The organism is Chelatococcus sp. GCM10030263 (assembly GCF_042666455.1).
Classification (GTDB): Bacteria; Pseudomonadota; Alphaproteobacteria; order Rhizobiales; family Beijerinckiaceae; genus Chelatococcus.
The window spans coordinates 24,122-47,758 of the sequence record NZ_JBHTDB010000009.1 but is presented as its reverse complement, the minus strand read 5'-3'; the positions used below and the strand labels follow the sequence as shown (position 1 = coordinate 47,758).

Here is a 23,637-nt window from a genome sequence, read left to right as displayed (position 1 = left end):
AAAATGTTCCTATTTTGTTCTTTATGACTCCGGCCCTGCCCGGGAGTCAACCGCTCTTGGCGATCCTGATCGGAATCCGCCTCTGTGTCTCAGGGCGGCGAGACGGAGCCCGGCTGTGACGCTTCAGCCCTGGCCGCTCCGGGCAGCAGGATGTCGCGGCAGCGGCGCGCCTCCGCCACCACAAAATCGATGAAGGCGCGGTTCGGGGCCGTCTCCTTCATATCCTTGTGAACGATGAGCCAATAGGCGCGCGCGAGCCGCACCTCCTCGCCGAGCACCGGTACGAGCCGCGGCTCGGCGGCGGCCATATAATGCGGCAGGACGCAGAGCCCCGCGTCCGCCACCGTCAGCGCCATCTGCGCGATAAGGCTCGACGACTGGAAGGATGCGCGCAGCCCGGGCAGGATCTCACCGAGATAATCGAGCTCGGGCATGACGATGAGATCGTCGATATAGCCGATGATCCTGTGCTGCGAGAGATCGCTCCGCCGCATCACCGGCTCCGTCCGCGCGAGATAGTCCCGCGACCCGAACAGGCCGAGGGAGTAATCGGCGATGCGGCGCATGATGACGCGCCCTTCGAGTACCTGGCCGACGGTGATGGCGATATCGGCCTCGCGCTTCGAGACGGACAAGAGATGAGGCATCGGCGTGAGCTGCACGTCGAGGCCGGGGTGGGCCTCGCCGAGGCGCCCCAGACGCGGGGCGAGAAAGGCGCAGAGAAAGCCCTCGGGGCCCGCGACGCGCAAGGTGCCGGTGACGGTGGAGGAGGCCTCCGTCAGGTCGCGGTTCGCCGCCAGGCTCGCCGTCTCCATCTCCTCGGCCCGCCGCAGCAGCCGCTCGCCGGCCGCCGTCAGCACATGGCCGCGTGGGCCGCGCTGGAAGAGCGGCGTGCGCAAGGCTTCCTCGAGCGCGCGAATGCGCCGGCTGACCGTCGCCTGGTCGACGGCTAGCCGCCGGGCTGCCTTCGCGGCACTGCCGGCACGCGCCGCCACCAGAAAGAACTGGACGTCTCCCCAGTCGAAGCCGGCGTTGGAGGATATGGATTTCTGCATTACCTGATCGGCGTTCCGGCCTATAGTCTGGCTATAAAAGCAGAGCTATCGTCACCCCACGAGAGTCAAGGGGGACCATGCCAGAATCAGGTCCAATGAAGGTTTACCGCTGGCCGGCATCTGGGGCACCTCACCCTCGGCTTGAGGGGGAGGCTATGTCACATGGTCGGCGGGCACTGATTGACCTCTCCCTGCTTGCGGGGAGAGGTCGGGCGCGAAGCGCCCGAGTGAGGGGGAACTTCCTACGGCCAACAGTTGACGCTCCTCACCCTGTCCCTCTCCCCGCAAGCGGGGAGAGGAGACGCAAACGCCGCATGCAGTATCCCTGCCCCCGGTTTGTACGGACAGCCCCATGACCGAGCCGACCTTCGACGCCGTGATCATCGGCGGCGGCACCGCCGGCTGCCTCCTGGCGAACCGCCTGTCGCGGGACCCGGGAAACAAGGTTTGCCTCATCGAGGCGGGCGGCCGAGACAACTGGATCTGGTTCCACATTCCCGTCGGCTATCTCTTCGCCATCGGCAATCCGCGCTCGGACTGGATGTTCAAGACGGAGAGCGAGCCCGGCCTCAACGGCCGCGTGCTCAATTATCCGCGCGGCAAGGTGCTCGGCGGCTGTTCCGCCATCAATGCGATGATCTATATGCGCGGCCAGCGCGCGGACTACGACCATTGGCGCCAGCTCGGGCTGGAAGGCTGGGGCTGGGAGGATGTGAAGCCGATCTTCCGCCGCCATCTCGACCATTTCCTGGGCGATGGCGAGCATCACGCGGTGGGCGGCGAGTGGCGGGTCGAGCCGCCACGCGTGCGCTGGGCGCTGCTCGACGCCTTCATCGAGGCGGCGGTCCAGGCCGGCATTCCCCGCACCAATGATTTCAACACCGGCGACAACGAAGGCATCAGCTATTTCCACGTCAACCAGAAGAACGGGCGGCGGTGGTCATCGGCGCGCGGCTTCCTGAAGCCGGCCCTCGCACGGCCCAATCTGAAGGTGGAGACGCATGCGCAGGTGACGCGCATCCTCTTCGAGGGACGGCGGGCGGTGGGCGTCGAATTCCGCCAGGGCGATAGGCTGCGCCAGGTGCGGGCGCGGGAGGTCGTGCTCGCGGCGGGGGCGGTCGGCTCGCCGCATCTCCTGCAGCTTTCCGGCATCGGCGACGCCGACCTGTTGCGCGAGCACGGCATCGATGTCGTGCACCATCTGCCGGGCGTCGGCGAAAACCTGCAGGACCATCTGCAGCTGCGACCGATCTTCAAGGTGAGCGGCGTCCGCACCCTGAATGAGGATTACCGCTCACTGATGCGCAAAGGCCTGATGGCATCGGAATATGCCTTTCTCCGTCGCGGCCCGCTGACCATGGCGCCGTCGCAGCTCGGGGCCTTCACGCGCTCGTCGCCGGAGCAGGCGACGCCCAATCTGCAGTTCCACATCCAGCCGCTCTCGCTCGATAAATTCGGCGATGCGCTGCACCCCTTCCCGGCCTTTACGGCGAGCGTCTGTAATCTCAGGCCGACGAGCCGCGGCACGATCAAGCTGAAATCGCCCGACCCGCTCACGCCGGCGGCGATCCGCCTCAACTCGCTCGCCACCCCCGAGGACCAGCGGGTGGCCATCGATGCGCTGCGCCTCGTCCGGCGGGTCGTCGCCATGCCGGCGCTCGCGAAGTACAACCCGCGCGAATACAAGCCCGGCGATCACCTGCAGAGCGACGAGGAAATCCTGCAGGGCGCGCGGGAGACGGGCACGACCATCTTCCACCCGGTCGGTACGGCCAAGATGGGCCGCGACGATGACCTCACGGCCGTGACCGATCAGCGCCTGCGCGTGCGCGGGATCGAGGGACTGCGCGTCATCGACGCCTCGGTGATGCCGACGATCACGAGCGGCAATACCAATTCGCCGACGCTCATGATTGCGGAAAAAGGGGCGGAGATGTTGCTGGAGGACTGGGCTGCGGCCGCGTCGATGCGCCGGTCGGCATAGCCGCGGGTGAGCGGATGGCGCGCTGCCGCAGCAGAAGCTGGGCGGCGTCCGGACCACGCGCGCCATCGATCAACCGTTGGCCGGCGGCTGTGTCGAGAACGTCAGTGAGCTTCGCGTCCTCCTGCCGGAGGAAGCCGCGCGGGGCGAGCTTGCCGGCGAGGAAGAGCTCGATCATGGCGACGCAGCCCGCCGCGGTGGTGAGCTGGATGGCGGCGAGTTCCGGCGTGCCGTCATAGCGCAGGATGATGCTCTCCTCCTCCATCTGTCCGCCGCGTTCGCCGATGCCGGTGACGAAGATCACGACCACGTCCTTGCGCGTGAAGGGCGCGGCACGGCCGAGGATCGAACGCATGGTCGCGCGATCCTCGGCGAGCCCGAGGCCTTGCAGCAGGAGCTTCATGACATCGGCATGGCCGGGGTAGCGCAGGGTCTTATAGGACAAGTCCTCGACCTTGCCGGCCAGCGTCTCGGTCAGGGTGCCGAGCCCGCCCGAGGTGTTGAAGGCCTCATAGGCGACGCCGTCGATCATTACGCTTTCGAGGCCATCGAGCGCGGGCACGTGGATGGGCTTGCCGCCGGCGATGATCTCGCAAGGATTGCAGTATTCGTTGATGAGGCCGTCGATGGACCAGGTCACGTTGTAGCGCAGCGCATTGGTCGGATAGAGCGGCAGCGCGCCGACGCGCATCCTGATCGCCTTCACGCGCGCGAAGCGCGAGGCCATGTCGGCGCCGAGCACGCAGATGAAGCCCGGCGCCAACCCGCATTGCGGCATCAGGGCGACATCGGCACCGGTCGCGATCTCGCGAATGAAGGCGGTGGTCGCGACATCTTCCGTCAGGTCGAAATAGTGGGTGTGGGTATCGACCGCCGCCTGGGCGATGGCCCTGTTCAGGAAATACGGCAGGGCGCTGACGACGATCTCCTGATGAGAGAGCGCCGCGCGCAGGGCTTGCTGGTCGGCAGCATCGATACGCCCCGTGGTGAAGGCCTCCTCAGCCGATCGCGCCACCGCCTCCTCGCTCGCATCTGCCAGCATGACGGCATGGCCGTCCTCCGCGAGCATCGCAGCGATCGCCGCGCCGATATGGCCGGCGCCGAGCACCAGGATCTTGCGAGAGTGACTCGTCATGGGCGCTCTCCATCCGCGGGGAAGGGCGGCGGGCAGCGATGACTTCTTGCCGCCCAAGCGCCAAGCGACCGATCCGCATGCGCTGCGCAAGGCACCCTTCCCGAGCCATCAGGAATAGGTCAGAGACGTGAATTATTCCTCACGGCGTCAGGCGAAAAGGCGCGCAATCGCCTCGGGGAGGCTCCGACGCCGGACCAAAGCAGCCCCGCCTCATCACGATTTTTCGATCACCGCGCAAGCGATCCGCGAGCCCGCCTCGCCGGACGGCTGGCTGGCATAATCATCCACACCGTCATGGATCACCAGCGCAGCGCCGTTGCTGTCGAACAGGGCAGCCCTATGCGCCGCGTCGCCGGACGCCAGAGTGACGTTGGGGTTGAACACCTCAGCCCTCAATACCCCGTCGGCGGCGACGAATTGATTGGGCATGTCGCCGGCATGAGGGCCATGCTCATCCTTGAAGCCATGGCGGCGATCACCCGGCCCGAAGTGTCCGCCGGCGGATTCGAAGCCCGACGCCGCATCACAACGGCCGGTCTCGTGGATGTGAAAGGCGTGCTCGCCTGGCGGCAGCCCTTTGAGATCGAGGGAAACGAGCACGCCGCTCGGGGTTTCGGTCAAGGTCGCGGTGCCGATCGACTCGCCCTCGACATTGTGGAAGGTCGCCTTGACGGTCGGCGTGGACTGAGCCAAGGCCGCGAGGCCCGTACTGCCGGCCACCAAGAGTCCCAATAACAACGGCTTCATGAACACCTTCCTTGTCTTAGAGCGCTTTCGAGCGAAGTGGACAGGAGCGAAAAAGGTTCCAGTCCATCGATCCTCCTTCGCTATCGCGGCGCGAACCGGACAGCAACGGGGCGCGCCGCGGCGCGCCCCGCTTCGGCAACCCGCAAGAAAGGCTCAGATCCTGCGCGCCGTCGCCGGCTCGCGGAACCTCGGCAGCGCGCTCCAGACCTTTCTCCAAAAGTCGCGGAAAGTGGTCTTGCGCGCAATGGCACGCGCCTGCCCTGCAACTGCGCGCGACGTGATCGCGCCAACATAGTGACAGTCGCAGAAAAGGTTATGCGCTTCCCACTGGGAGAGATCGAAGAACGCTACCGCGTCGCCCAAGGTGTCGCCCTTGAGCCCTTGCCCACGTAGGACGGGATCCGCATAGGCGATCTCGAGCGGCGAATTGTCCGCGCGCAACGCCAAACGTGCCTCACCATGTACATATTCCATTCCGGACAGGAGCTTCAGCGGCCCGGTATGCTCTTCGAGCAAGTGAGCCAAACGCTCTAATCTCTCCCGCCGCAGAGAACGCGACGCTTCCTGTGTGGCCGGCGTGACCGTTCCGGCCGGCCTGATCTCGTCCAATGTCCTGTATTCCATTTGATCTCTCCCTCACGAAAGACGTGCCCCTCGCCAAGATCACACCGGGGAGACGCGTCGCCGGTCGTCCGCGCAGGGGTGCTTCGCGCCGCGTTCAAGGACGGCGGCGGATAGAGGTGGTGCGTCCCGACATCGATCGCGGGGCCGGAGGGCTGGCAGATCGCGCCACCATTGTTCCACGCAGCGGCACCGGGTGGTCACATCCCATCGCGGCGGCGTTGCGCGCACGCCCTGCTTGGCCAGCGCAATACGGGTGACCTACAGGTCACCGTCCGCTTCATCGCCTCGTCGAAGCATAAGCTTGCCCGATCCGAAGTCCGCGTTAGAAAAGGCGGGTGCCTCGTTCCGGCTTCATGCTCCACGACCCACTCATCGGTCCGAAGCGATCGGCTGCAGGGTCTATCCGATCATGGCTCGGCCTGCCGCTGGAACCCCGCACGGCAGATATGGCCGGACCATATCTTTCGCTCCTATTCGGATCTACAAAAGATAGATCACAAGTCTCTGGTGTCCACCCCGCGGAGACGGGACGATGACGAGAGAAACCGGCTTTTTCATCAAGCCGCATGTTGGGCTGCCGATCACAAAGACGAAGCCTCTACGAGAACCATTGTCGCGCTTTCCGGTTCCGCCGACTAGCCCCAAATTCAGGAGCTCCGAACGTTTTGATGGTTCGAACGTTGTTCTTTCGAGACGCTCCGGGCCGCATGCCCGGCGGGGTCCCCGGCGAGGAGCCTGGCCATGACACATGAAGCCTCCACTCTCACCCATTGTGCCATCCATGCCCGCGATGGCGAGATCGGCAGTGTCGTCGATCTCCTCTTCGACGACGACAACTGGACCGTGCGCTGGCTCGTCGTCGATACGGGGAACTGGCTTCCGGGCCGGCAGGTTCTTCTGCCCTCCTCGCATCTCGACGCCATCGACGCGGACCAACGCAGGATCGCCGTTGCGCTGACGCGCGAACAGGTCAAGGCGAGCCCGGGCGTCGAGACCCATCTGCCGGTCTCACGTCAGGCAGAGGCCGCCATCTACGGCCATTACGGCTGGGATCCCTATTGGTTCGGCCCCGTCGGCCTCACCGGCGCCGGTATGGGCTATCCGGCCGCACCGCCCTATGTGGCGCCGGACATCGCCCATCCCGCCGAGGGGCCGGACGGCGGCCGGCCCGACGCAGACGAGAGCCCGAGCGTCGAAGACACGCATCTGCGCAGTGTCAATGAAGTCACCGGCTACGCCATCGCGGCGCAGGACGGCGACATCGGCCATGTGGAGGATTTTCTCATCGACGAGAACAACGGGGCACGGCCGTGGTCCATCCACCATATCGTCGTCGATACGAAGAACTGGTGGCCGGGCAAATTCGTGCTGATCACGCCTGACGAGGTGCAGGACATCCGGTGGAACGACCGGGCGATGCAAGTGCGCCGCAGTCGCGAAGAGATCAAGCAGGCGCCGGAATATACCCCGCAGAGCAGCCGTTCAGCGCTGGGCTTATAACCGGGCCGAGCCCTTCACTGGGCGAGGAAGCCACCATCGACCGGCAGCGTGTGCCCGGTCACCATGGCCGCGGCGGGGCTCGCGAGATAGAGGATGGCCGCCGCGATGTCCTCCGGGTCGGCGAGGCGCCTTAGCGGCGTCATTTCCTCGATGCGACGCATCAACTCCGGCTGATCCAGAAGCGATCTTATGAAGGGCGTGCGCACATAGGTGGGCGCGACCGCATTCACGCGGATGCCGTTCGGCGCCCATTCCACCGCCAGTGCCCGCGTCATATTGACGATCGCACCTTTGGTGGTCTGATAGGAGATGTTGGGATAGAGCCCGCCGCCCGAGAGTCCCATGATCGAGGCGACATTGACGATCGCCCCCGGCCGGCCGGCCGCGATCATGAGGCGAGCTGCTTCCCGCGCGCAAAGAAAGCTGCCGGTCATATTGACCGCCACGACGGTGTTCCAGTCCTCGACCGAGACGTCGAGCGCCGGCTTGCGAATGGCCGTGCCGGCGCTGTTGACGAGAATGTCGAGCCGGCCGTGACGCGCCGCGATGGCATCGAAGGCCGCGCGGACTGCCTCCGCATCGGCGACATCGACGGTGATCCTCTCGACCGCCTCGCCCTCTTGGGGCGCTCGGTCGAGCACGACGACGGTCGCGCCGGCCTCGGCAAGCGCCCGCACGCTCGCCTGACCGATACCGGAATCGCCGCCGGTCACCGCAGCCACTGTGCCGTCAAGCCTGAACAGCATTGGAAGATTGGTCGCGCTCATTCTGTCCCTCTCGCCGGCAAGCTTACAACGTCAGTGCCGGAACGTAACTCATCAAGGCGAGCACCAGGAAGCCGACCGCATAGAAGGGCAGAAGCTCCTTCACGGTCTGGCCGATACTCGCCTTTGACAGCATGCTGCCGATGAACAAGGTCGTGCCGACCGGCGGGGTATAAAGCCCGATGGCAAGATTGACGACCATCATGATGCCGAGTTGCACGAGATCGATGCCGTAGGAATTGGCCAGCGGCACGAACAAGGGCGCAAGCAAGAGAATAGCGGCCGGCAAATCGACGAACATGCCAGCCACCAGCATCATGACATTCATGAGCAGGATGACCGAGACCTTGCTGTCGAAATTGCCCTTGGCCCAGTCGAGGAAGCGCTGCGGCACCTCTTCGAGCGTGAGAATCCAGCCGGCCACGGTCGAGGCCATGATCAGAAGAAGAACGACCCCGGTCGCCATCCCCGCGGTGTAGACCGATGATTTTACGCGCTCCCATGTAAGGTCTCTATAGAAGAAAGCCGACACCAGCATGGCATAAACTACGGCTGATGTGCTGACCTCCGTCGGCGTCAACACGCCGAAACGCAGAGATATCAGAACGAGAACAGGCATCAATAGTGCCGGCATGGCGTAAAGACCACGCCGGATCATCTGCGGCCAGACGACCGGCTCGCGTTGATAGGGAAAGCCCCGCAGCCGCGCGCTTACGTTGCAGACCACCAGGAAGCCGACCGCGAGGAAGAGCCCGGGCAGAACGGCGGCGAGGAAAAGATGGCCGATCGAGGCGTTCGAGACGAGCGAATAGAGGATCAGCGGGATCGAGGGCGGAATGAGGATGTCGATCGTCGAGGCCGCGGCGATCGTCGCGCCGCAGAAGGCTCTCGGATAGCCGTTCTTGATCTGCCAGGGGATCAGCAGCTTGCCGAGCGCCGTCGCATCCGCCACCGCCGAACCGGAGACACCGCCGAACAACGTGGAGCCGAGCACGCTCACCTGTGCATGCCCGCCACGGAACCGCCCGACGAGATCCGTGGCGAAGTCCATGAGATGCCGGCCGAGCTTGCCGGTCATCATCAGTTCCGCCGCCATGACGAAGAAGGGAATGGCGATCAGCGGAAAGCTCTGGGTCGGCACATAGAGCTGCTGGATGATGCCGTAGAGGGACAGATAATCCGACGACATCACGCCCAGCGTCGCCCCGACGAGGAGCGCGTGCGAGATCGGGAAGGAGAGCGCGAGCAGCAGAAAGAAACTCGTGACGAGGATGAGGCTCATGTCACCGCTACTCCCGGCTCGGTGAGATCCACCTTGACCTCCTCATCGCCGAGCAACTGCCGGGCAAGCGTCGTCAGGCTGCAAAGCCCGACGAGCGCCAGCCCGGCGGCGAGACAGCCGTAGCCGACACTCCAGGGGATTTGCAGTACCGGTGTCGTCTGGTCGTTGGCGATGATGGCATTCTGCATCGCATACCAGGCGAGCAGGAGATAGACGGTCGCCGTGACCGCATGGATGAAAACCGAAAGCGCCAGCCGCCAGCCGCCGGTGAGCACGCTGAGCAGGAGTTCGCTCGCCACATGTGCGCCGCGGCGCGCGGCCTGCGCGATACCCGCCATCACGAAGATCGCAAAGAGCAGCTCGGTGAGATCCGGAGCGAAGTTCAGGCCGGATTCGAAGAAATAGCGCAGTCCGACGACGACCGTCAGCAGCGCCAAAAGGCTGAGACCCGACAGCAGCATGAGGCCGTTGCAGGCGCGTTCGACGAGATATTCGATGGCCTGTGCAACGGATACGGCGCGCCTTCGCCACATGGTCCGCTCGTCCTTCTGCTTCATGCCGATCAAGTCGGGCGTGAATTTCGGATCATTCGATCACAGGAACGCGGGAGTTCTCCGCGTTCCGTCAGTTGCCCTCTGAAGTGGATGAGCGGTCTTGGGTTCCCCAGCAGCAAGAAGACCGTCCCCCGCCTAACCTCTTCTCTGCTTCAGGCGGCGCGCATCGCCCGCAATTGCTTGACGAAGTCGCCGAAGGGCTTCTTCTCCCAATTGTCCCAGACCACTTCGGTCGCCTTCCGGAAGGGCGCCGTATCCACCGTGTTCAGCGTGAGGGAGGGCATCTTCTTGAACTCGCCCATGAGCTTTTCTTCCGAGTCGGCCATGGCCTTGCGTTGGAAGGCGGCGGCCTCGGTCGCGGCTTCGCGGACCATGACGCGATCGTCGTCCTTGAGCCGGCGCCAGGCGGCGGTGCTCATGATGAGGCCGGTCGGCTCGTATTTATGATTGGTGAAGCTGATATATTTCTGCACCTCGTAGAGCTTCGCCGCGTAGATATTGGCGAGCGGATTCTCCTGCCCGTCGACGACCCCGCTCTGCAGGGCGAGATAGACCTCGCCCCAGCTGATCTGCTGGGGATTGGCGCCCATGGCCGAGAACATGTCGACCGTCGCGGCGTCGAGGGGCGTGCGGATCTTGAGCCCCTTGAAGTCCTCGGGCGTGTGGATGGGTCGCTTGTTGTTCGAGGTCTGGCGGATGCCGTTGCACCACCAGGACAGGAAAACGACGTTCTTGGCTTCCAGCCGCTTGGCGAGCTCCTGGCCGATCGGACCATCGAGCATCGACCAGGCCTGCGGCAGGGTGGAGACCAGAAAAGGCAGCCCGATCGCCGACACCTCTGGGGCGACCGACAGAAGCGCCCCCTGCCCCAAGGCGCCGAAATCCAGCGTGCCGGTGCGTAGTGCCGCCATGTTGGTATTCTCGTTGCCGAGCTGCTCGGACGGCGCGACGTGAACGGTAATACGGCCCTTGCTCTTGGCCGCCACGAGCTCGGCGAATTTGTCCGCGCCCATGCCCTTGGGGCTGGAGGGCGCGGAATTGTGGGCGAGCGTCAGCTTGATCTGCGATTGGGCGGATGCGCGCGCCATGGGCGCCATGAGCCCTGTGGCGGCGAGGCCGAACGTCATCTGTCGACGGGATATCAGCATTGCTTCCTCCTCCTGTGCGACGCCTGCGGCGTCTTTTTTGATCTTTGGGGCCGCCTCCTCGGTGAACCCTTCAGCTAACCCGGGCCTTCCGGCACCGGCGCGTCGGCGCGCAGAAGGCCTGCCGCTTTCAGCTCCTGCCAGAAGGCCGCCGGTATCGGATGGCGCATCCATTTGAGATTGGCGCGCAACTGGTCGGCATTGACCGGGCCGGGAATCACCGCCGCGACCGCCGGATGGGCGAGCGGGAACTGAAGCGCGGCCGCACCGAGCGGCACGCCGTGGCGCTCGCCGATCTCCTTGATGGCGCGCGCCTTCTGCAGAACGGGATCCGGGGCCGGCTGGTAGCCATAGGTCGCGCCAGCGACGGGGCCGATGGCGAGAATGCCGGACGCGAAAGGCGCGCCGATGACGACCGAGGCGCCGCGGGCCTGGCACAGCGGCAGTTCCGCGTCGAGCGCCTCCTGGTTCAGCAGCGTATAGGGCATGGCGACCAGGAAGAAATCGATCGAAAAGCGGTCGAGGAATTTCGGGATCATGCCGAGGCGATTGATGCCAGCGCCGATCGCCGCGATCTCGCCCGCCGCCTTGAGCGCGGCGAGCGCCGCAAAGCCCCCACCAGCGTCGAGCTCGTCGAGGCGAGCCTCGACCGCCGCGGGGCTTCCCAGATGGCTCTCGTCGAGATCATGGATCAGGAGCGCATCGATCCTGTCGATCCCGAGACGCAGCAGGCTCTGCTCATAGGAGCGCAGCACGCCGTCGCGCGTGTAATCGAAGGTCGGGCTGAAGGGCAGCCCGCCGCGCCAACGCTGCTGGCTCGGGTGGTCGGGATCTGTGCAACGCTGGTAGACGCGGCCGACCTTCGTGCTGAGACTATAGGACGCGCGCGGCTTTGCCCTCAGCACTGCGCCGAAGCGCAGTTCGCTCTTGCCGTTGCCGTACCAGGGCGAGGTGTCGAAATAATCGATGCCGGCGGCATAGGCCGCCTCGATGGTCGAAAGCGCCTGATATTCGGGAATGCTCCCGCCGGCGTCGCCCAAGGTGGCGCCGCCGAAGCCGAGAACCGGCATGGCGAGGGTCGTTTGTGCAATCTGGCGGCGCTGCATCGGGTCCACGACTTGCCTCCTTGGCACGACTTGCCTTCCGCGAGAGTGGGTCACGCATCCATCGGATTGGGTGCGGGCACGGCCGTCAATCGGTAGAGGTCGGATGCCGTGCCGCTGAACAGGGCAGTCTTCTCGTCGCGGCTCGCGCCGGCCACTATTCGCTTGAAGGCATTCCACAGCACCCGATAGCTGCAGCTTCCCTTCTCGACCGGGAAATTGCTGCCGAAGAGGGCCCGGCTTACGCCGAAGACCTCGACCGCGGTTTCTACATAAGGTGCCCAGGCCGCCGCGAGTTCGGCAGAGGATGGCGGCCTCTCGCCCGCGCCGAAGCCAAAGCCCATGACGCGCATGCCAAGCCCGGTGAGCTTGATGCGGACATTCGGGCAGCGCGCCAGGTCGCGGATGCCCTCGCGCCAGTGCCGAAACACCTCGTCGCGCTTTGCCGCATAGGGCCCGATGCCGATCGGCCCGCCGAGGTGGTTTGCCACGATGATGAGATCCGGGCAGTCCCGCGCTAGCGCCGTAAGCTCGCCGAGCTGGGTGTGATAGACGAAGGTCTCGAAATTGAGACCGAGCCGCGTGAGCTCGCGAAGTCCGCGCCGTGCCTGCGCTTCCCCCAGCAGGCCGGGCGGCGGCGTCGCCATGGATCCGCGTGCGGCGGGATCGGCATGCCAGGCGGCGATATGGCGGATGCCGCAGAAGCGCTCGCCGGCGATCACCCTGTGCCGCTCCAGCACCGGCGCGATTCGGTCGCCGAGGAGCAGATCGCCGAAGCCGGCGATCGCCGCGCAGACCCTCGTGTCGCCATAGGCGCCGCTCGCGCTCAGGGCGGCGACCCCAGTCGCAAATTCCGTCTCGCCAAGCGGGCGCAGCTCGGCCCGACCTTCGCTGCGGTACATCGCGCCGCATTCCATGAAAACCGTGGCGCGAATGTCGTGACCTGAATTCACGTCATCGAGGAAATCGAAGAAGAGATAGCGGTTCTCCGGGCGATCCCAGAGATGATGATGGGCATCGACGATGGCCACATTGGGCTCGAGCACCGGCTCGTCATGGCGGGCGAGCCAGTCCGGGCGCACCGCGAAATGCGGGCTCGGAGCGCCGGGCGCAATGCTCATGGCGTCTCCTCCCGGAGGTTCGGTGTCTCGATCGCGAATGCGGCTGGTCTGATCATGACGCCTATCGCCTCACGATGAGCCCTCACTGGGCGGCGGTGGCGACCCCGTTCGCGAGCCCCTTCACCACGAGAGCGGTGACGCCGCTGGTGGTCGCCCTGCCGCCGAGATCGCGCGTCAGGCCGTCTGGCGCCATCATCGCCGCCTCGACGCTGCGCTCGATGAGATCGGCGGCATCGATCAAGCGCGGATCGTTGTGGCGCTCGCCGAGCCATTGCAGCATGGAACCGGCGGAGAGAATAGTGCCGTAAGGATTGGCGATGTTCTGGCCGGCGATCGTCGGCGCCGAGCCATGGGCGGCCTGGAAGAAGCCGTGATGGTCGCCGATCTCGGACGACGGCGACATGCCCATGCTGCCGACGGTGGCGGCGGCAAGATCCGACATGATATCGCCGAACATGTTCTCCATGACGATGACGTCGTAATGCTCCGGGCGTTCGAGCAGATAGACGGTCATGGCATCTGCATAGGCATAGTCCTTCTCGATGTCGGGATAGTGCTCGCCGACTTCGTCGAAGACCTTGCGGAAGAAGGCATAGGTTCTGAGCACATTGGCCTTGTCGCAGCAGGTGACACGCCGCTTGCCGTCGCCCGGCGCGCCGTTGCGCTTGCGGGCGAGCTCGAAGGCTGCACGGCAGATCCGTTCGATGCCCTTGCGCGTCACCACCAGGGAATCGACCGCCAGCTCGTCGCGCAGGTTCACGCCATTGCCGCGGGCTGCATAAAGACCCTCGGTGTTCTCGCGCAGGATCACATAATCGATGTCGCCGGTCTTGCGGTCGCGCAGGCGCGAGGTCACGCCGGGACGCAGCTTGATCGGCCGCACATTGGCATAGAGGTCGAGCTGGAACCTGAGCTGCAGACCGAATTCGATGCCGGTCTCGGTGCCGTCCGGGTAGGTCACGCCGGGAATGCCGGCCGCGCCGTGCAGGATGGCATCGGCCTTCGTGCAGCCGGCATGGGTCTCCGGCGGAAAGGCGTTGCCCACCTTCAAATAATGCCCGGCGCCAGCCGGATATTCCACGAAGCTCAGCGCATTCGCCACGGGCGTTGCCTTGAGCACGTCGATCGCCGCTTGGCAGACCTCGGGCCCGATGCCGTCACCATGAACGACCGCGATCTCGTATGTCTTCATCCTGCACCGTCCAACCTTGGGCTTTCCTCCGGGACGTGGCCAGCTGGCCCGCCCCATTTGCCGAGAGGTTAGGACGGGTGATTACATATATCAACAAATATATTTGGAGGAGTCAGAGATTGGCGAGGTTGAATTTCTCGACGATGCCGATGAGCGCCTCCTCGCCGCGCTGGCGCTGGTCGAAATGCCGGGCGGCCGCCGCGCGGCTGTCGCCCGCGAGAATGATGTCGACGAGCGCGGTGTGGTTGGCGGTGGAGCGAGCGCGATAGGCATCACTCTGCAGACGCAGCGCCACCATATGGGCGCGCTGGGCGAAATCGCGCAGCTGGCAGCCGACCGCATAGAGCTTGCGGTTGCCGGAGAGGCGCATCAGCTCGCGGTGGAAGCGCTCATCCGCCTCGCCCCAACGATCGATCTCGCCGGCCTCGAGCGCCTGTTCCATGTCGCTCGTCGCATCGAGGAGGCTGGCGAGCGCCTGACGCGAGGGCCGACTGCGGGCGAGCAGCGACACAGCGACGACCTCCATGCCGGAGATGACCTGGTAGATGTCACGCATATCGCCAGCAGAGAGCGGCAGCACGCGAATGCCGCGGCCGCGCGCGATCTCGACGAAGCCTTCGGACTGCAGTCGAAGCAGCGCCTCGCGCACCGGTGTGCGACTCATGGACAGGCGCTTGGCCGCATCCACCTCGTCGATCAGCCCGCCGGGCGGGACCTGAGCGGATTGGATCCAGCTCTTGATGGCGTCATAGGCCGCATCGGAGGCGCGTGCCATGCGATTTTCCACTCCAGATTCCATCATCCATTGCCCGCAGCCGCGCGTGGACGCAAGCGAGCCTGCGTCTGCGCATACCACCGGGCGCGTCCCGATCCGCGTCGCGAAATGCAGGACCGTCAAAAGCTTGGCGGCAATCCAGCGCCTTCCGGGGATGTGAAGGAAATCGACAACCGCCCTTGCGCCGACCGGCCTGGGGCGCTATGCAGTGAATTGCTGCAATGCAGCAACATCTTGCCGTGATTCTCAGAGCCCCCGCGCCAATGTAAGTCGACCCTGCCCCTTTTCTTCCGCGCCTGCTGAACCGCACTTTTCCGGTCCTCGGCTGCGCGTGACGGCAGCCCTCGTCTTGGCATCTACACGGCCTTGTTCCGCAGATCCTATGGTTTCCCTCGTCCAGGCGGCGGGGTCCGCTTGGAGATTTCTTCCTTGAACAGCGATCTATTGCTCAAGCTTCGGTCCGAATGGTTCGGCAACATCCGCGGCGACATCCTCGCGGGCCTCGTGGTGGCGATGGCGCTGATCCCGGAGGCGATCGCCTTCTCGATCATTGCCGGCGTCGATCCGAAGGTCGGGCTCTATGCCTCTTTCTCGATCGCGGTGATCACGGCGATCGCGGGCGGCCGCCCGGCGATGATTTCCGCAGCGACGGCCGCGACCGCCGTTCTGATGGTGACGCTCGTCAAGGAACACGGGCTGCAATATCTCCTCGCCGCCACCATCGTCGCCGGCTTGCTGCAGATCGCGGCCGGGGCACTGCGCCTCGGCTATCTGATGCGCTTCGTCTCGCGGTCGGTGATGACGGGTTTCGTCAATGCGCTGGCCATCCTCATCTTTCTGGCGCAGCTGCCGCAGCTCATCGGCGTGCCCTCGGCCACTTATGTCATGGTCGCCGGCGGGCTCGCCATCATCTATCTCTTTCCGCGGGTGACGAAGGCGGTCCCCTCACCGCTCGTCTCGATCCTCGTGCTGACGGCGATATCGCTCGCCTTCAACCTCGACCTGCGCACCGTCGGCGACATGGGGCAGTTGCCCTCCACCCTGCCGGTCTTCCTTCTGCCTGACGTTCCCTTGACGCTCGAAACGCTCGAGATCGTGCTGCCTTATTCGGCGGCGATCGCCGTCGTCGGGCTGCTCGAATCTCTCATGACGGCGGCCATCGTCGACGAATTCACGGATACCCCCAGCAACAAGAACCGCGAATGCGTCGGGCAAGGCATCGCCAATTTCGCCACCGGCTTCATCGGCGGCATGGCGGGCTGCGCGATGATCGGCCAGTCGGTCATCAACGTGAAGTCGGGCGGGCGCGGCCGCCTGTCCACCTTCGTCGCCGGCGTCTTCCTGCTCATCCTCTGCGTGGTGCTCGGCGATTGGGCCAAGCGGATTCCCATGGCCGCCCTCGTCGCCGTCATGATCATGGTGTCGATCGGCACCTTCAACTGGGCATCGGTCAAGAACCTGGTGGTTCATCCGCGCAGTTCATCCGTCGTGATGCTGGCGACGGTGATCGTGGTGGTCGCGACGCATAACCTGGCGCTCGGGGTGCTCACCGGCGTGCTCCTCTCGGGGATCTTCTTCGCCTGGAAGATCGGACGCCTTGTCGGCGTCACGTCCTCCCTCTCCGAGGACGGCATCACCCGGACCTATAGGGTCGATGGCCAAGTCTTCTTCGCATCGGTCGAGACTTTCGTATCGGCCTTCGACTTCAAGGAGAAGGTCGCGCGCGTCGTCATCGACGTCTCGCGCGCCCATATCTGGGACATTTCGAGCGTCGCGGCGCTCGATACAGTCGTGCTGAAATTCCGCCGCGGCGGCGCCGACGTGACGATCGTCGGCCTCAATGAAGCAAGCGAGACGATCGTCGAGAGGCTTGCCGTTCACGACAAGCCCGGCGCCCTCGATCGCCTGGCGGCGCATTGATCGACGCACCCTGACGGCAGGCGACAACGGGTGGCTGGGGATTGCCGACCCGTGGACGCATCGGGGCACCGATGCGTCCCTAGTTCTTGCGCCGCTCGACGTGCTCCTCGATCCATTTGATGAGCACGTCGGCAACCTGCAGGTTGTTCCTGTCCTGCATGAACATGTGGCTGTTGCCCTTCATGCCGAGGTCCGGCAGCGCGATGAAGGTCATGTCACCGCCCGCCTTGTTCACCGCCTCCATTTCCTTCACGCATTCCGGCGGCGGTTGCGGTGTCGAAAAATGATCGCCAACGACCACCAGGATCGGCACCTTCGCGAGGGCCGCGACCTGCTCCGCATCGAGATTGCCGTAGCAGCCCGTCTCGAGCTGAATGATGCCGCGAATGCCCGGCCTGCCCTTGAGCACCGCTTTGGTGGGAAAGCCGCTCGATTGCGAATGGCCGACGAGAACGGCGCCGCCGAGGTCCTCCGCGAGCTGCGCCATGGTGTCGACGGTCGGCACGCTCGTCCGCGGATCGCTGAACTGGGCGAGAAGATCCGGAGTCTGCGTCAGGATGAGATCGGGGATGACCTGCTTGTAGAGCTCGTCCACCTTGTCCATAGGGAACTGCTGGTCCGGCCAGGCCTCGCCGAATTTCGGGCCGAAGCGAAAGATCGGCCAGGCGAATTGGGCGGTGGCCATCAGCACCAGCGGCTGCGTCGACGGCGGTTTCAGGCCGTCGCGTACCTCGTTGAAGCCGACCGTATTGAAGCCCGATCTGGCGCGGCCGGACTGCTCGGCAAGATAGGTGGGATAGCCCTTGCGGGTGAAATATTCATACCAGCCCATGCGCCCGTCAGGTGTCGTCTCCCAGGTCTTCGCGCTGAGGCAACAGCCGTGCACGAAGACAACCGGCACGTGATTGCCTGCATTCGCCGGCTTCTGGAACTGCACATACATTTGGTCGACCATGACATCGCCCTGCGGCGAGCCGAATAGATCGGGCGAGAGCTCGCTCCAGCCGGTCCGCGGATTGGTCATCTTGCGACCACCGACGAAAAAGCTGCCCTGCTGCTGCAGCACCAGCGGTTCCGGCGCGGGCTTGAGATCGGCAAGGGATTGGGCCGACACCGGCGTCCAGGATGTTGCGATGAGGACGAGCGCCGCCACCGTCGCGATCTTCACGTGATCCGCCATCGATTTCCCCCGTTGCCGTGGCCCGGCAGCTCCCTAGACGCCGCCGGCGCAGGCTTGCGTGCCATTTCCCGGCACAGCATCAGTCAGGCTATTGAATGCTTTCATGATGGTCAAGGCGGGTAGAATAGGCCCTTGAGGCTCCTGTCGTCCCTGTTTGCAGAAAGCGATTGAAACAATTCAAATAGCCGATATGCTCTGCCGAAAAGCGAGCCTTTGTGGGAGGAACCGTGCAGCAGGACATGATCGAGGTCGAGATCGCGGCGCCCCATGTCGCGGTCGTCGCGCTGGCGCGACCACCCGTCAATGCGCTGAGCCGCGACATGCGCGAGGCTTTCATCCGCACCTTCGAGGCGCTGCAGGAGCGCGACGACGTGCGCGTCATCGTGCTGACCGCCCGGGGTAAGGTGTTCTGCGCCGGCGCCGACATCAAGGAGAAGGAGACGCTGGTCGCCGAAGAGGGCGATTATCTCCGCGCCAACCGGCTCACCCGCGACGGCTTCTTCTGCGTCTTCGACAGCAGGAAGCCCGTCATCGCTGCCGTGAACGGTCCGGCGCTCGGTGCCGGCTTCGTGCTGGCCGCCTGCTGCGATATGATTTTCGCCGCCGAGAACGCCACCTTCGCCATGCCGGAGATCGATGTCGGCCAGGGTGGCGGCGCGAGCTTTCTGCAGCGCATCATGCCGCCTTCCAAGATGCGGCGCATGATGTTGACCGGCGAGCGCATCAGCGCCGCCGAGCTCTATCGCCTCGGCGTCGTCGAGGCCTGCCTGCCGGAAGGCGAGCTCCTGCCGGAGGCGCTCAGGGTGGCATCGATGATCGCCGCGAAGAGCCCGACGGCCGTGCGCACCATTCGCAGCTCCTTCGCGACGGTCGAAGGGCTCGATCTGCGCGAAGGCTTCCGCATCGAGCAGGCCTATACGACCGAGCTCAGCAAATCCGCTGATGCGGCGGAGGCGCGCCGCGCCTTTGTCGAAAAGCGCAAGCCGGTCTTCTGAGGACAGGACATGAGCGAGCGCTGGATACGCCGTCCGGAAGGATCGAACTGGGGCGATTTCGGGCCCGACGATCAGCTCGGGCGGCTCAACCTGCTCACGCCCGCACGGGTCATGGCGGCCATGCGGGAGGTGCGCGAAGGAAAGACCTTTTGCCTGAGCCTGCCGCTCGAATATCCCGGCGGCAATGCCCTGAGCCCGAGCCGCTTCCCGCCGGTTCTCAGGCCGACCGTGCGCAACGGCCGGCCCCGCATGAACTACAGGTCCGCCGACGACGGGCCACGCGTGCCGGACATCATCTGCGACGATGCGGTGGTGCTGCACACGCAATATTCCACCCATTGGGATGCGCTCTCCCATGTCGGCTTCATGTTCGACGCGGACGGCGACGGCATTCCCGAGCCCCGCTACTACAACGGCTTTCGCGGCGGCATCGACATCGTCGGCCCGAGCGATGCGGCGGATGCAGGCGCTTCCGGCGTCTTCGAAGCGAAGTCGACCTCGGCCGCCCATGCCCTCGGCATCGGCAATATGGCGCCGACCTGCGTCCAGGGCCGCGGCGTGATGATCGACATCCATGACCGCGTCGGGCGGGAACGCGCCGTCATCCGCTACGACGACGTGATGCGCATCATCGAAGAGGACGGCATCACGATCGAGGAAGGCGACATGGTGTGCCTGCACACAGGCTTCGCCGACATGATCCTGGAGATGGGTGGCACGCCCGATCCGCACCTCCTGCACAATGCCTGCGCGGTGCTCGACGGGCGCGACCAGCGCCTGCTCGACTGGATCACAGACACCGGCTTGTCCGTGCTCATCGCCGACAATTTCGCCGTCGAAAGCTTTCCCGCCGTCGAGCAGCCGGAGTGCTGCGCGGCTGCGCCGCTGCATGAGCACTGCCTCTTCAAGCTCGGCATCCATATCGGCGAGCTCTGGCATCTGACGCCGCTCGCCGCGTGGCTGCGCGCCAACCGGCGGCACCGTTTCCTCCTGACCGCGCCGCCGCTCCGGCTTACCGGCGCGGTCGGCTCGCCCACCACGCCAGTCGCCACCGTGTGACGGGCCGAGACTTCGTCGGCGGCGCGATCGCCGCCCCGGCCCAGTCGCACGTCGGCGGCCGGATGCCATTCGTCGTTTTCGTTCCAGCCAGCCAAGGTGAGACCATGCGATACGAGAATACATACGATCCCGCCAATGCGCCCAAGAACCTCGAATTCGTGAAATACGAGAAGAAGGGCCATGTGGCTTACGTCACGATCAACCGGCCCGAGGTGCGCAACGCGCTGCACACCTATGCCTATCTCGAGCTGCGCTCCTGCTGGCGCGACATCTCCAATGACCCGGAGATCTATTGCGGCATCGTCACCGGCGAGGGGCCGGCCTTTTGCGCCGGGCGCGATGTGAAGTTTCTCGCCAAGCATGCGGGCGACGGCAAGCGCACCCCGCACGAGGACCCGAACAGCCCGACCTACCATTGGGGCGGCGGCGGCCAGCCACAGGACGTAGAGCTCTTCAAGCCGCTGATCTGCGCCTTGAACGGCTTTGCCGTCGGCGTCGGTCTCTCGATCGCTCTGCAATGCCAGCTGCGCGTCATGGCCGACGATGCCTGGATCGGCGACCAGCACACCAATGTCGGCCGGCTCGGCTCGCCGCACGAGATCTATCAGGCCCTGCCGCGCACGGCAGCCGCCTTCCTTACCTTGTGCAACGGCCGGCTCTCCGCGCAGGAATGCCTGCAACTCGGCATCGTCAACAAGGTCGTGCCGCGCGATCAGCTCATCCCGACGGCCGAGAAACTCGCCGAGATGATCGCGATGGGATCGCCACTCGCCGTGCAGGGCGCCGTGCGGCTCTATCGGCTCAGCGCTGCCTTTCCGGCCTCACTCACAGCGCTGGCGCGCGACCTCGACCAGCAGATCGCCGAGACGGACGACGGCGTGGAAGGCGCCCGCGCCTTTGCCGAGAAGAGAAAGCCGGTCTGGAAGCTGCGCTGACGCGAGGCGCGCCACTCGGCGTCATCCCGCAATGGAGGCCACGGTGGCCTCGATTGCGGGGTCATGTCGTCTCCTCTGTGGTCATTCCGGATCGATGCGCAGCATCGAGTCCGGGATCCAGAACCGATGCGGGATCTGAAGGGAACGCCGGCGGAAGCCGTCGCGAATAACCGTTCAGTGGCATCGGTTCTGGATCCCGGGTCCTCGCTCCGCTCGGCCCGGGATGACCGGTGAGACCAATCAGGGCTCTTCGACGATGATCAGGCCATCCACGGCGGTGACGCCCGCCGATCGCCATTTGACGGGATTGATCTCGATCACGAAGCGCCTCCAGGGCACGCTCATCGCCACCCGCGAGACATGGGCCACAAAAGCCACAAGGTCGGCGAGCTTGGCATCGGGATCGAGCTTGCGGGCGCCGCGCACGATCCTGAGCCGCTCCAGCATGGCGACCGCTTCCTCTTGGTCGAGGGGGGCGCTGGCGATGGTGACGTCGTCGATGATCTCGGTCAGGTTGCCGCCGGCGCCGCAGGACACCATCACGCCGAAGACGGGATCGCGAAAAGCCGAGACGATGATCTCGATGCCCCCCTTGATCATGGTCTGCACATAGACGCCGTCGAGGCTCACCCCGAGCTCCGCCGCCCGGCCGGTAAGGCTCTGATAGGCCGCCTCAACCTCCGCCTGGCTGCGCAGATCGAGCCGGACGAGCCCGGCCGCCGCCCTATGCGTCACCGCAGCGGAAATCCCCTTCATCGCAACCGGCAGGCCGACGGCATGGGCCGCCGTCGCCGCTTCCTCCGCTGTCGTCGCGAGCCGGCCCTTGGCGACATCGATGCCGGCCGCGGCGAGCAGCCGATGGCATTCGTGTTCGGAGATGACGGTGCCCTCGCCCACCGGGCCGGCGCTCGTCCAATCGAGCGGCTCTACAGGGGCTGTGGCACGCCTTTCCCGTGGGGTGCGCGAGGCGAGCTTGCCGAGCACGGCGATCGCCCGCTCATATTCCTGGAAGACATGCACGCCCCGGCTGCGCAAAACGTCCGGCGCGCCGCGCGGCGCCAGCGGCCAGGCCGTGCAGACGGTCTTCCCCGTCCGCTCGCGCAGATCGGCGATCATCGTCGCGATCTCGTTGCCGCGCTGGGACATCGGCCCGAACTGGCAGAAGACGATGTCGATGCCGGGATCGGCGGCGATGACGTCGAGCGCCTCGCTGAAACACGCGAACCACTTGTCCTGGTTGTAGACCTGGGGGGTCACGTCGATCGGATTGGCGATCGACGCGATCGGCGGCACGAGCGGTGCCAGCCGCTCGCGCGTCTCCGGCGTGAGCGGCTGGACGACCAGCCCGTGGACGGCACATTGATCCGCCGAGAGCACGCCGCTGCCGCCACCAAAGGTAATGGCGGCGATGCCCCGGCCCTTGGGAAGCTTGGCGAGATCCGTGCTGCTCAGGAACAGCACGACGTCGAGCAGTTCTTCGAGGGACGCGACGGGAATAAGGCCGTGCTCGCGCACGATCGCACTCCATACCCGGCTCTCGCCGGCGAGCGCCCCGGTATGGGCGGCGGCGGCCCGCGCGCTCTCGACGGTCGCCCCGCCCTTCATAACGACAATCGGCTTGCCCGCGGCGCGCGCCGCCTCGACCGCAGCGAGAAAACGCGCGCCGTCACGGACGCCCTCGATGTAAAGGGCGATGACCTTGACCTCGGAATCCGCGGCGAGCGCATGGATGTAGTCGGCGGCCGTCAGAACGGCTTCGTTGCCGGCACTGATCATATAGCGGAAGCCGAAGCCAGCCTTCTGGGCGAGCGCCTGCGCCATGGTGGCGAGCCCGCCGCTCTGGCTCACCATGGCGATGTCGCCTTGTCTCAGCTCCTCGGCTTCGAGGAGGAAAGAGGCGAAGCTCGCCACCATCGGCATGGCGGTATTGACGATGCCGATGCAGTTCGGGCCGACGAGCGTGAATCCGGTCTCGCGACAGGCCGCGACTAGATTTGCTTGCAAAGCCGCGCCCTCGGGGCCGGTCTCCGCATAGCCCCCGGCCCAGACGATACCCTGCAGGATGCCGGCCGCCGCGCATTCGCGCACGAGGGCCGGCACCGATTCCGCTCCCGTCGCGATGATGGCCAGATCGACCGGCGCAGCCAGATCGGCGATGGAGGGCACGCAGGCGATGCCGTGCACGGAAGGCCGGCGCGGATTGACTGGAAAGATCTCGCCCGGACAGCCGAATTTCTGGAGAAGATGAACGGCGACACCGCCGAGATTTCCCGGTTGCTCGGAGGCGCCGACGATAGCGATGGAACGGGGCGACAGAAGCGGGGTGAGATCGCGAAACCGCGGCTCTTCTATGGGTGCGTGCATATCGTCCTGCGGGATTGCGATCTCTCTACCGGAATACGGGCCTGTTACCTGCAATGACAGGCGACCTGCGTCGTGCGGAGACGCGGGCCGCCGCCCTGCAGCGCCCGATTGAATTGTTTCAACTTACATTGCTCGATCAGAACCGCAAGCCATTTGATAGGTGGATGGCGTCTGCCTGTGACCTCTTGTCCACAGGTCCGACGCAG

At 65.3% G+C, this 23,637-nt stretch carries 20 protein-coding genes; 6 read left to right on the top strand and 14 right to left on the bottom strand.

Annotated elements, in window-relative coordinates:
• Positions 1–89: 89 nt before the first annotated feature.
• Positions 90–1,055, bottom strand: coding sequence for a LysR family transcriptional regulator (locus ACFQU1_RS19105; RefSeq protein WP_378135607.1), 966 nt, complete (start codon positions 1,053–1,055; stop codon positions 90–92).
• Between the two features lie 352 nt (positions 1,056–1,407).
• Between ACFQU1_RS19105 and ACFQU1_RS19100 the strand changes: the two genes are divergently transcribed.
• Positions 1,408–3,039 (top strand): GMC family oxidoreductase, encoded by a 1,632-nt coding sequence (locus tag ACFQU1_RS19100; RefSeq protein WP_378135605.1) that lies wholly within the window; start codon positions 1,408–1,410, stop codon positions 3,037–3,039.
• Here the strand turns inward: ACFQU1_RS19100 and ACFQU1_RS19095 are convergent.
• From ACFQU1_RS19095 to ACFQU1_RS19085, 3 genes are all read right to left on the bottom strand, one after another.
• On the bottom strand, positions 2,963–4,171 hold the full coding sequence (locus tag ACFQU1_RS19095) for a saccharopine dehydrogenase family protein (RefSeq protein ID WP_378135602.1): 1,209 nt from the start codon (positions 4,169–4,171) through the stop codon (positions 2,963–2,965). The genes ACFQU1_RS19100 and ACFQU1_RS19095 overlap by 77 nt on opposite strands.
• Before the next feature lie 213 nt (positions 4,172–4,384).
• On the bottom strand, positions 4,385–4,918 hold the full coding sequence (locus ACFQU1_RS19090; RefSeq protein ID WP_378136767.1) for a superoxide dismutase family protein: 534 nt from the start codon (positions 4,916–4,918) through the stop codon (positions 4,385–4,387).
• A 153-nt stretch (positions 4,919–5,071) separates the two neighbouring features.
• Positions 5,072–5,542, bottom strand: coding sequence for a hypothetical protein (locus ACFQU1_RS19085; RefSeq protein ID WP_378135600.1), 471 nt, complete (start codon positions 5,540–5,542; stop codon positions 5,072–5,074).
• 741 nt (positions 5,543–6,283) lie between these two features.
• Between ACFQU1_RS19085 and ACFQU1_RS19080 the strand changes: the two genes are divergently transcribed.
• Positions 6,284–7,042 carry a PRC-barrel domain-containing protein gene (locus tag ACFQU1_RS19080; protein ID WP_378135598.1) on the top strand — a complete coding sequence of 253 codons (759 nt, stop codon included), beginning with the start codon at positions 6,284–6,286 and terminating at the stop codon, positions 7,040–7,042.
• Positions 7,043–7,056: 14 nt separating this feature from the next.
• On the opposite strand, the gene ACFQU1_RS19075 is transcribed toward ACFQU1_RS19080, so the two are convergent.
• The 8 genes from ACFQU1_RS19075 to ACFQU1_RS19040 form a co-directional block, all read right to left on the bottom strand.
• Positions 7,057–7,809 carry an SDR family NAD(P)-dependent oxidoreductase gene (locus tag ACFQU1_RS19075; protein WP_378135596.1) on the bottom strand — a complete coding sequence of 251 codons (753 nt, stop codon included), beginning with the start codon at positions 7,807–7,809 and terminating at the stop codon, positions 7,057–7,059.
• Between the two features lie 22 nt (positions 7,810–7,831).
• Positions 7,832–9,088 (bottom strand): TRAP transporter large permease, encoded by a 1,257-nt coding sequence (locus ACFQU1_RS19070; protein WP_378135594.1) that lies wholly within the window; start codon positions 9,086–9,088, stop codon positions 7,832–7,834.
• Positions 9,085–9,621: a TRAP transporter small permease gene (locus ACFQU1_RS19065; RefSeq protein WP_378135592.1), complete on the bottom strand. Its 537-nt coding sequence runs from the start codon at positions 9,619–9,621 to the stop codon at positions 9,085–9,087. The genes ACFQU1_RS19070 and ACFQU1_RS19065 overlap by 4 nt, the downstream gene beginning before the upstream one ends.
• Positions 9,622–9,794: 173 nt before the next feature.
• Positions 9,795–10,790: a TRAP transporter substrate-binding protein gene (locus ACFQU1_RS19060; protein WP_378135590.1), complete on the bottom strand. Its 996-nt coding sequence runs from the start codon at positions 10,788–10,790 to the stop codon at positions 9,795–9,797.
• A gap of 74 nt (positions 10,791–10,864) precedes the next feature.
• Positions 10,865–11,893, bottom strand: coding sequence for an aldo/keto reductase (locus ACFQU1_RS19055; protein WP_378136765.1), 1,029 nt, complete (start codon positions 11,891–11,893; stop codon positions 10,865–10,867).
• Positions 11,894–11,943: 50 nt separating this feature from the next.
• Positions 11,944–13,011, bottom strand: a complete 1,068-nt coding sequence (locus ACFQU1_RS19050; RefSeq protein ID WP_378135588.1) for an amidohydrolase family protein — start codon at positions 13,009–13,011, stop codon at positions 11,944–11,946.
• A gap of 82 nt (positions 13,012–13,093) precedes the next feature.
• Positions 13,094–14,203: an isocitrate/isopropylmalate dehydrogenase family protein gene (locus tag ACFQU1_RS19045; RefSeq protein ID WP_378135586.1), complete on the bottom strand. Its 1,110-nt coding sequence runs from the start codon at positions 14,201–14,203 to the stop codon at positions 13,094–13,096.
• Between the two features lie 112 nt (positions 14,204–14,315).
• Positions 14,316–14,978 (bottom strand): GntR family transcriptional regulator, encoded by a 663-nt coding sequence (locus ACFQU1_RS19040; protein WP_378135584.1) that lies wholly within the window; start codon positions 14,976–14,978, stop codon positions 14,316–14,318.
• A 420-nt stretch (positions 14,979–15,398) separates the two neighbouring features.
• Here ACFQU1_RS19040 and ACFQU1_RS19035 point away from each other — a divergent pair, with 420 nt between their 5' ends.
• A complete protein-coding gene (locus ACFQU1_RS19035) occupies positions 15,399–16,898 on the top strand; it encodes a SulP family inorganic anion transporter (protein WP_378136763.1) in 1,500 nt (499 codons plus the stop codon).
• Positions 16,899–16,977: 79 nt separating this feature from the next.
• On the opposite strand, the gene ACFQU1_RS19030 is transcribed toward ACFQU1_RS19035, so the two are convergent.
• A complete protein-coding gene (locus ACFQU1_RS19030) occupies positions 16,978–18,078 on the bottom strand; it encodes a hypothetical protein (RefSeq protein WP_378135582.1) in 1,101 nt (366 codons plus the stop codon).
• A 227-nt stretch (positions 18,079–18,305) separates the two neighbouring features.
• On the opposite strand from ACFQU1_RS19030, the gene ACFQU1_RS19025 reads away from it, so the two are divergent.
• The 3 genes from ACFQU1_RS19025 to ACFQU1_RS19015 all read left to right on the top strand — a co-directional run bounded on the left by ACFQU1_RS19025 (position 18,306) and on the right by ACFQU1_RS19015 (position 21,067).
• Positions 18,306–19,073: an enoyl-CoA hydratase/isomerase family protein gene (locus ACFQU1_RS19025; protein ID WP_378135580.1), complete on the top strand. Its 768-nt coding sequence runs from the start codon at positions 18,306–18,308 to the stop codon at positions 19,071–19,073.
• A 9-nt stretch (positions 19,074–19,082) separates the two neighbouring features.
• Complete coding sequence (locus ACFQU1_RS19020) at positions 19,083–20,132, top strand: cyclase family protein (protein ID WP_378135578.1); 1,050 nt, start codon at positions 19,083–19,085, stop codon at positions 20,130–20,132.
• A gap of 104 nt (positions 20,133–20,236) precedes the next feature.
• Positions 20,237–21,067, top strand: coding sequence for an enoyl-CoA hydratase/isomerase family protein (locus tag ACFQU1_RS19015; protein WP_378135576.1), 831 nt, complete (start codon positions 20,237–20,239; stop codon positions 21,065–21,067).
• A 240-nt stretch (positions 21,068–21,307) separates the two neighbouring features.
• Here ACFQU1_RS19015 and ACFQU1_RS19010 read toward each other — a convergent pair whose 3' ends face one another.
• Positions 21,308–23,431 (bottom strand): acetate--CoA ligase family protein, encoded by a 2,124-nt coding sequence (locus ACFQU1_RS19010; protein ID WP_378135574.1) that lies wholly within the window; start codon positions 23,429–23,431, stop codon positions 21,308–21,310.
• Positions 23,432–23,637 lie beyond the last annotated feature (206 nt).

Bases quoted from the DNA above. Each gene is read 5' to 3' on its own strand.
- ACFQU1_RS19045 (WP_378135586.1), bottom strand. From the start codon at position 14,203: ATGAAGACATACGAGATCGCGGTCGTTCATGGTGACGGCATCGGGCCC.
- ACFQU1_RS19020 (WP_378135578.1), top strand. From the start codon at position 19,083: ATGAGCGAGCGCTGGATACGCCGTCCGGAAGGATCGAACTGGGGCGAT.
- ACFQU1_RS19070 (WP_378135594.1), bottom strand. From the start codon at position 9,088: ATGAGCCTCATCCTCGTCACGAGTTTCTTTCTGCTGCTCGCGCTCTCC.
- ACFQU1_RS19015 (WP_378135576.1), top strand. From the start codon at position 20,237: ATGCGATACGAGAATACATACGATCCCGCCAATGCGCCCAAGAACCTC.
- ACFQU1_RS19085 (WP_378135600.1), bottom strand. From the start codon at position 5,542: ATGGAATACAGGACATTGGACGAGATCAGGCCGGCCGGAACGGTCACG.
- ACFQU1_RS19095 (WP_378135602.1), bottom strand. From the start codon at position 4,171: ATGACGAGTCACTCTCGCAAGATCCTGGTGCTCGGCGCCGGCCATATC.
- ACFQU1_RS19055 (WP_378136765.1), bottom strand. From the start codon at position 11,893: ATGCAGCGCCGCCAGATTGCACAAACGACCCTCGCCATGCCGGTTCTC.
- ACFQU1_RS19065 (WP_378135592.1), bottom strand. From the start codon at position 9,621: ATGTGGCGAAGGCGCGCCGTATCCGTTGCACAGGCCATCGAATATCTC.
- ACFQU1_RS19100 (WP_378135605.1), top strand. From the start codon at position 1,408: ATGACCGAGCCGACCTTCGACGCCGTGATCATCGGCGGCGGCACCGCC.
- ACFQU1_RS19040 (WP_378135584.1), bottom strand. From the start codon at position 14,978: ATGGCACGCGCCTCCGATGCGGCCTATGACGCCATCAAGAGCTGGATC.
- ACFQU1_RS19030 (WP_378135582.1), bottom strand. From the start codon at position 18,078: ATGGCGGATCACGTGAAGATCGCGACGGTGGCGGCGCTCGTCCTCATC.
- ACFQU1_RS19010 (WP_378135574.1), bottom strand. From the start codon at position 23,431: ATGCACGCACCCATAGAAGAGCCGCGGTTTCGCGATCTCACCCCGCTT.
- ACFQU1_RS19050 (WP_378135588.1), bottom strand. From the start codon at position 13,011: ATGAGCATTGCGCCCGGCGCTCCGAGCCCGCATTTCGCGGTGCGCCCG.
- ACFQU1_RS19060 (WP_378135590.1), bottom strand. From the start codon at position 10,790: ATGCTGATATCCCGTCGACAGATGACGTTCGGCCTCGCCGCCACAGGG.
- ACFQU1_RS19090 (WP_378136767.1), bottom strand. From the start codon at position 4,918: ATGAAGCCGTTGTTATTGGGACTCTTGGTGGCCGGCAGTACGGGCCTC.
- ACFQU1_RS19075 (WP_378135596.1), bottom strand. From the start codon at position 7,809: ATGAGCGCGACCAATCTTCCAATGCTGTTCAGGCTTGACGGCACAGTG.
- ACFQU1_RS19105 (WP_378135607.1), bottom strand. From the start codon at position 1,055: ATGCAGAAATCCATATCCTCCAACGCCGGCTTCGACTGGGGAGACGTC.
- ACFQU1_RS19080 (WP_378135598.1), top strand. From the start codon at position 6,284: ATGACACATGAAGCCTCCACTCTCACCCATTGTGCCATCCATGCCCGC.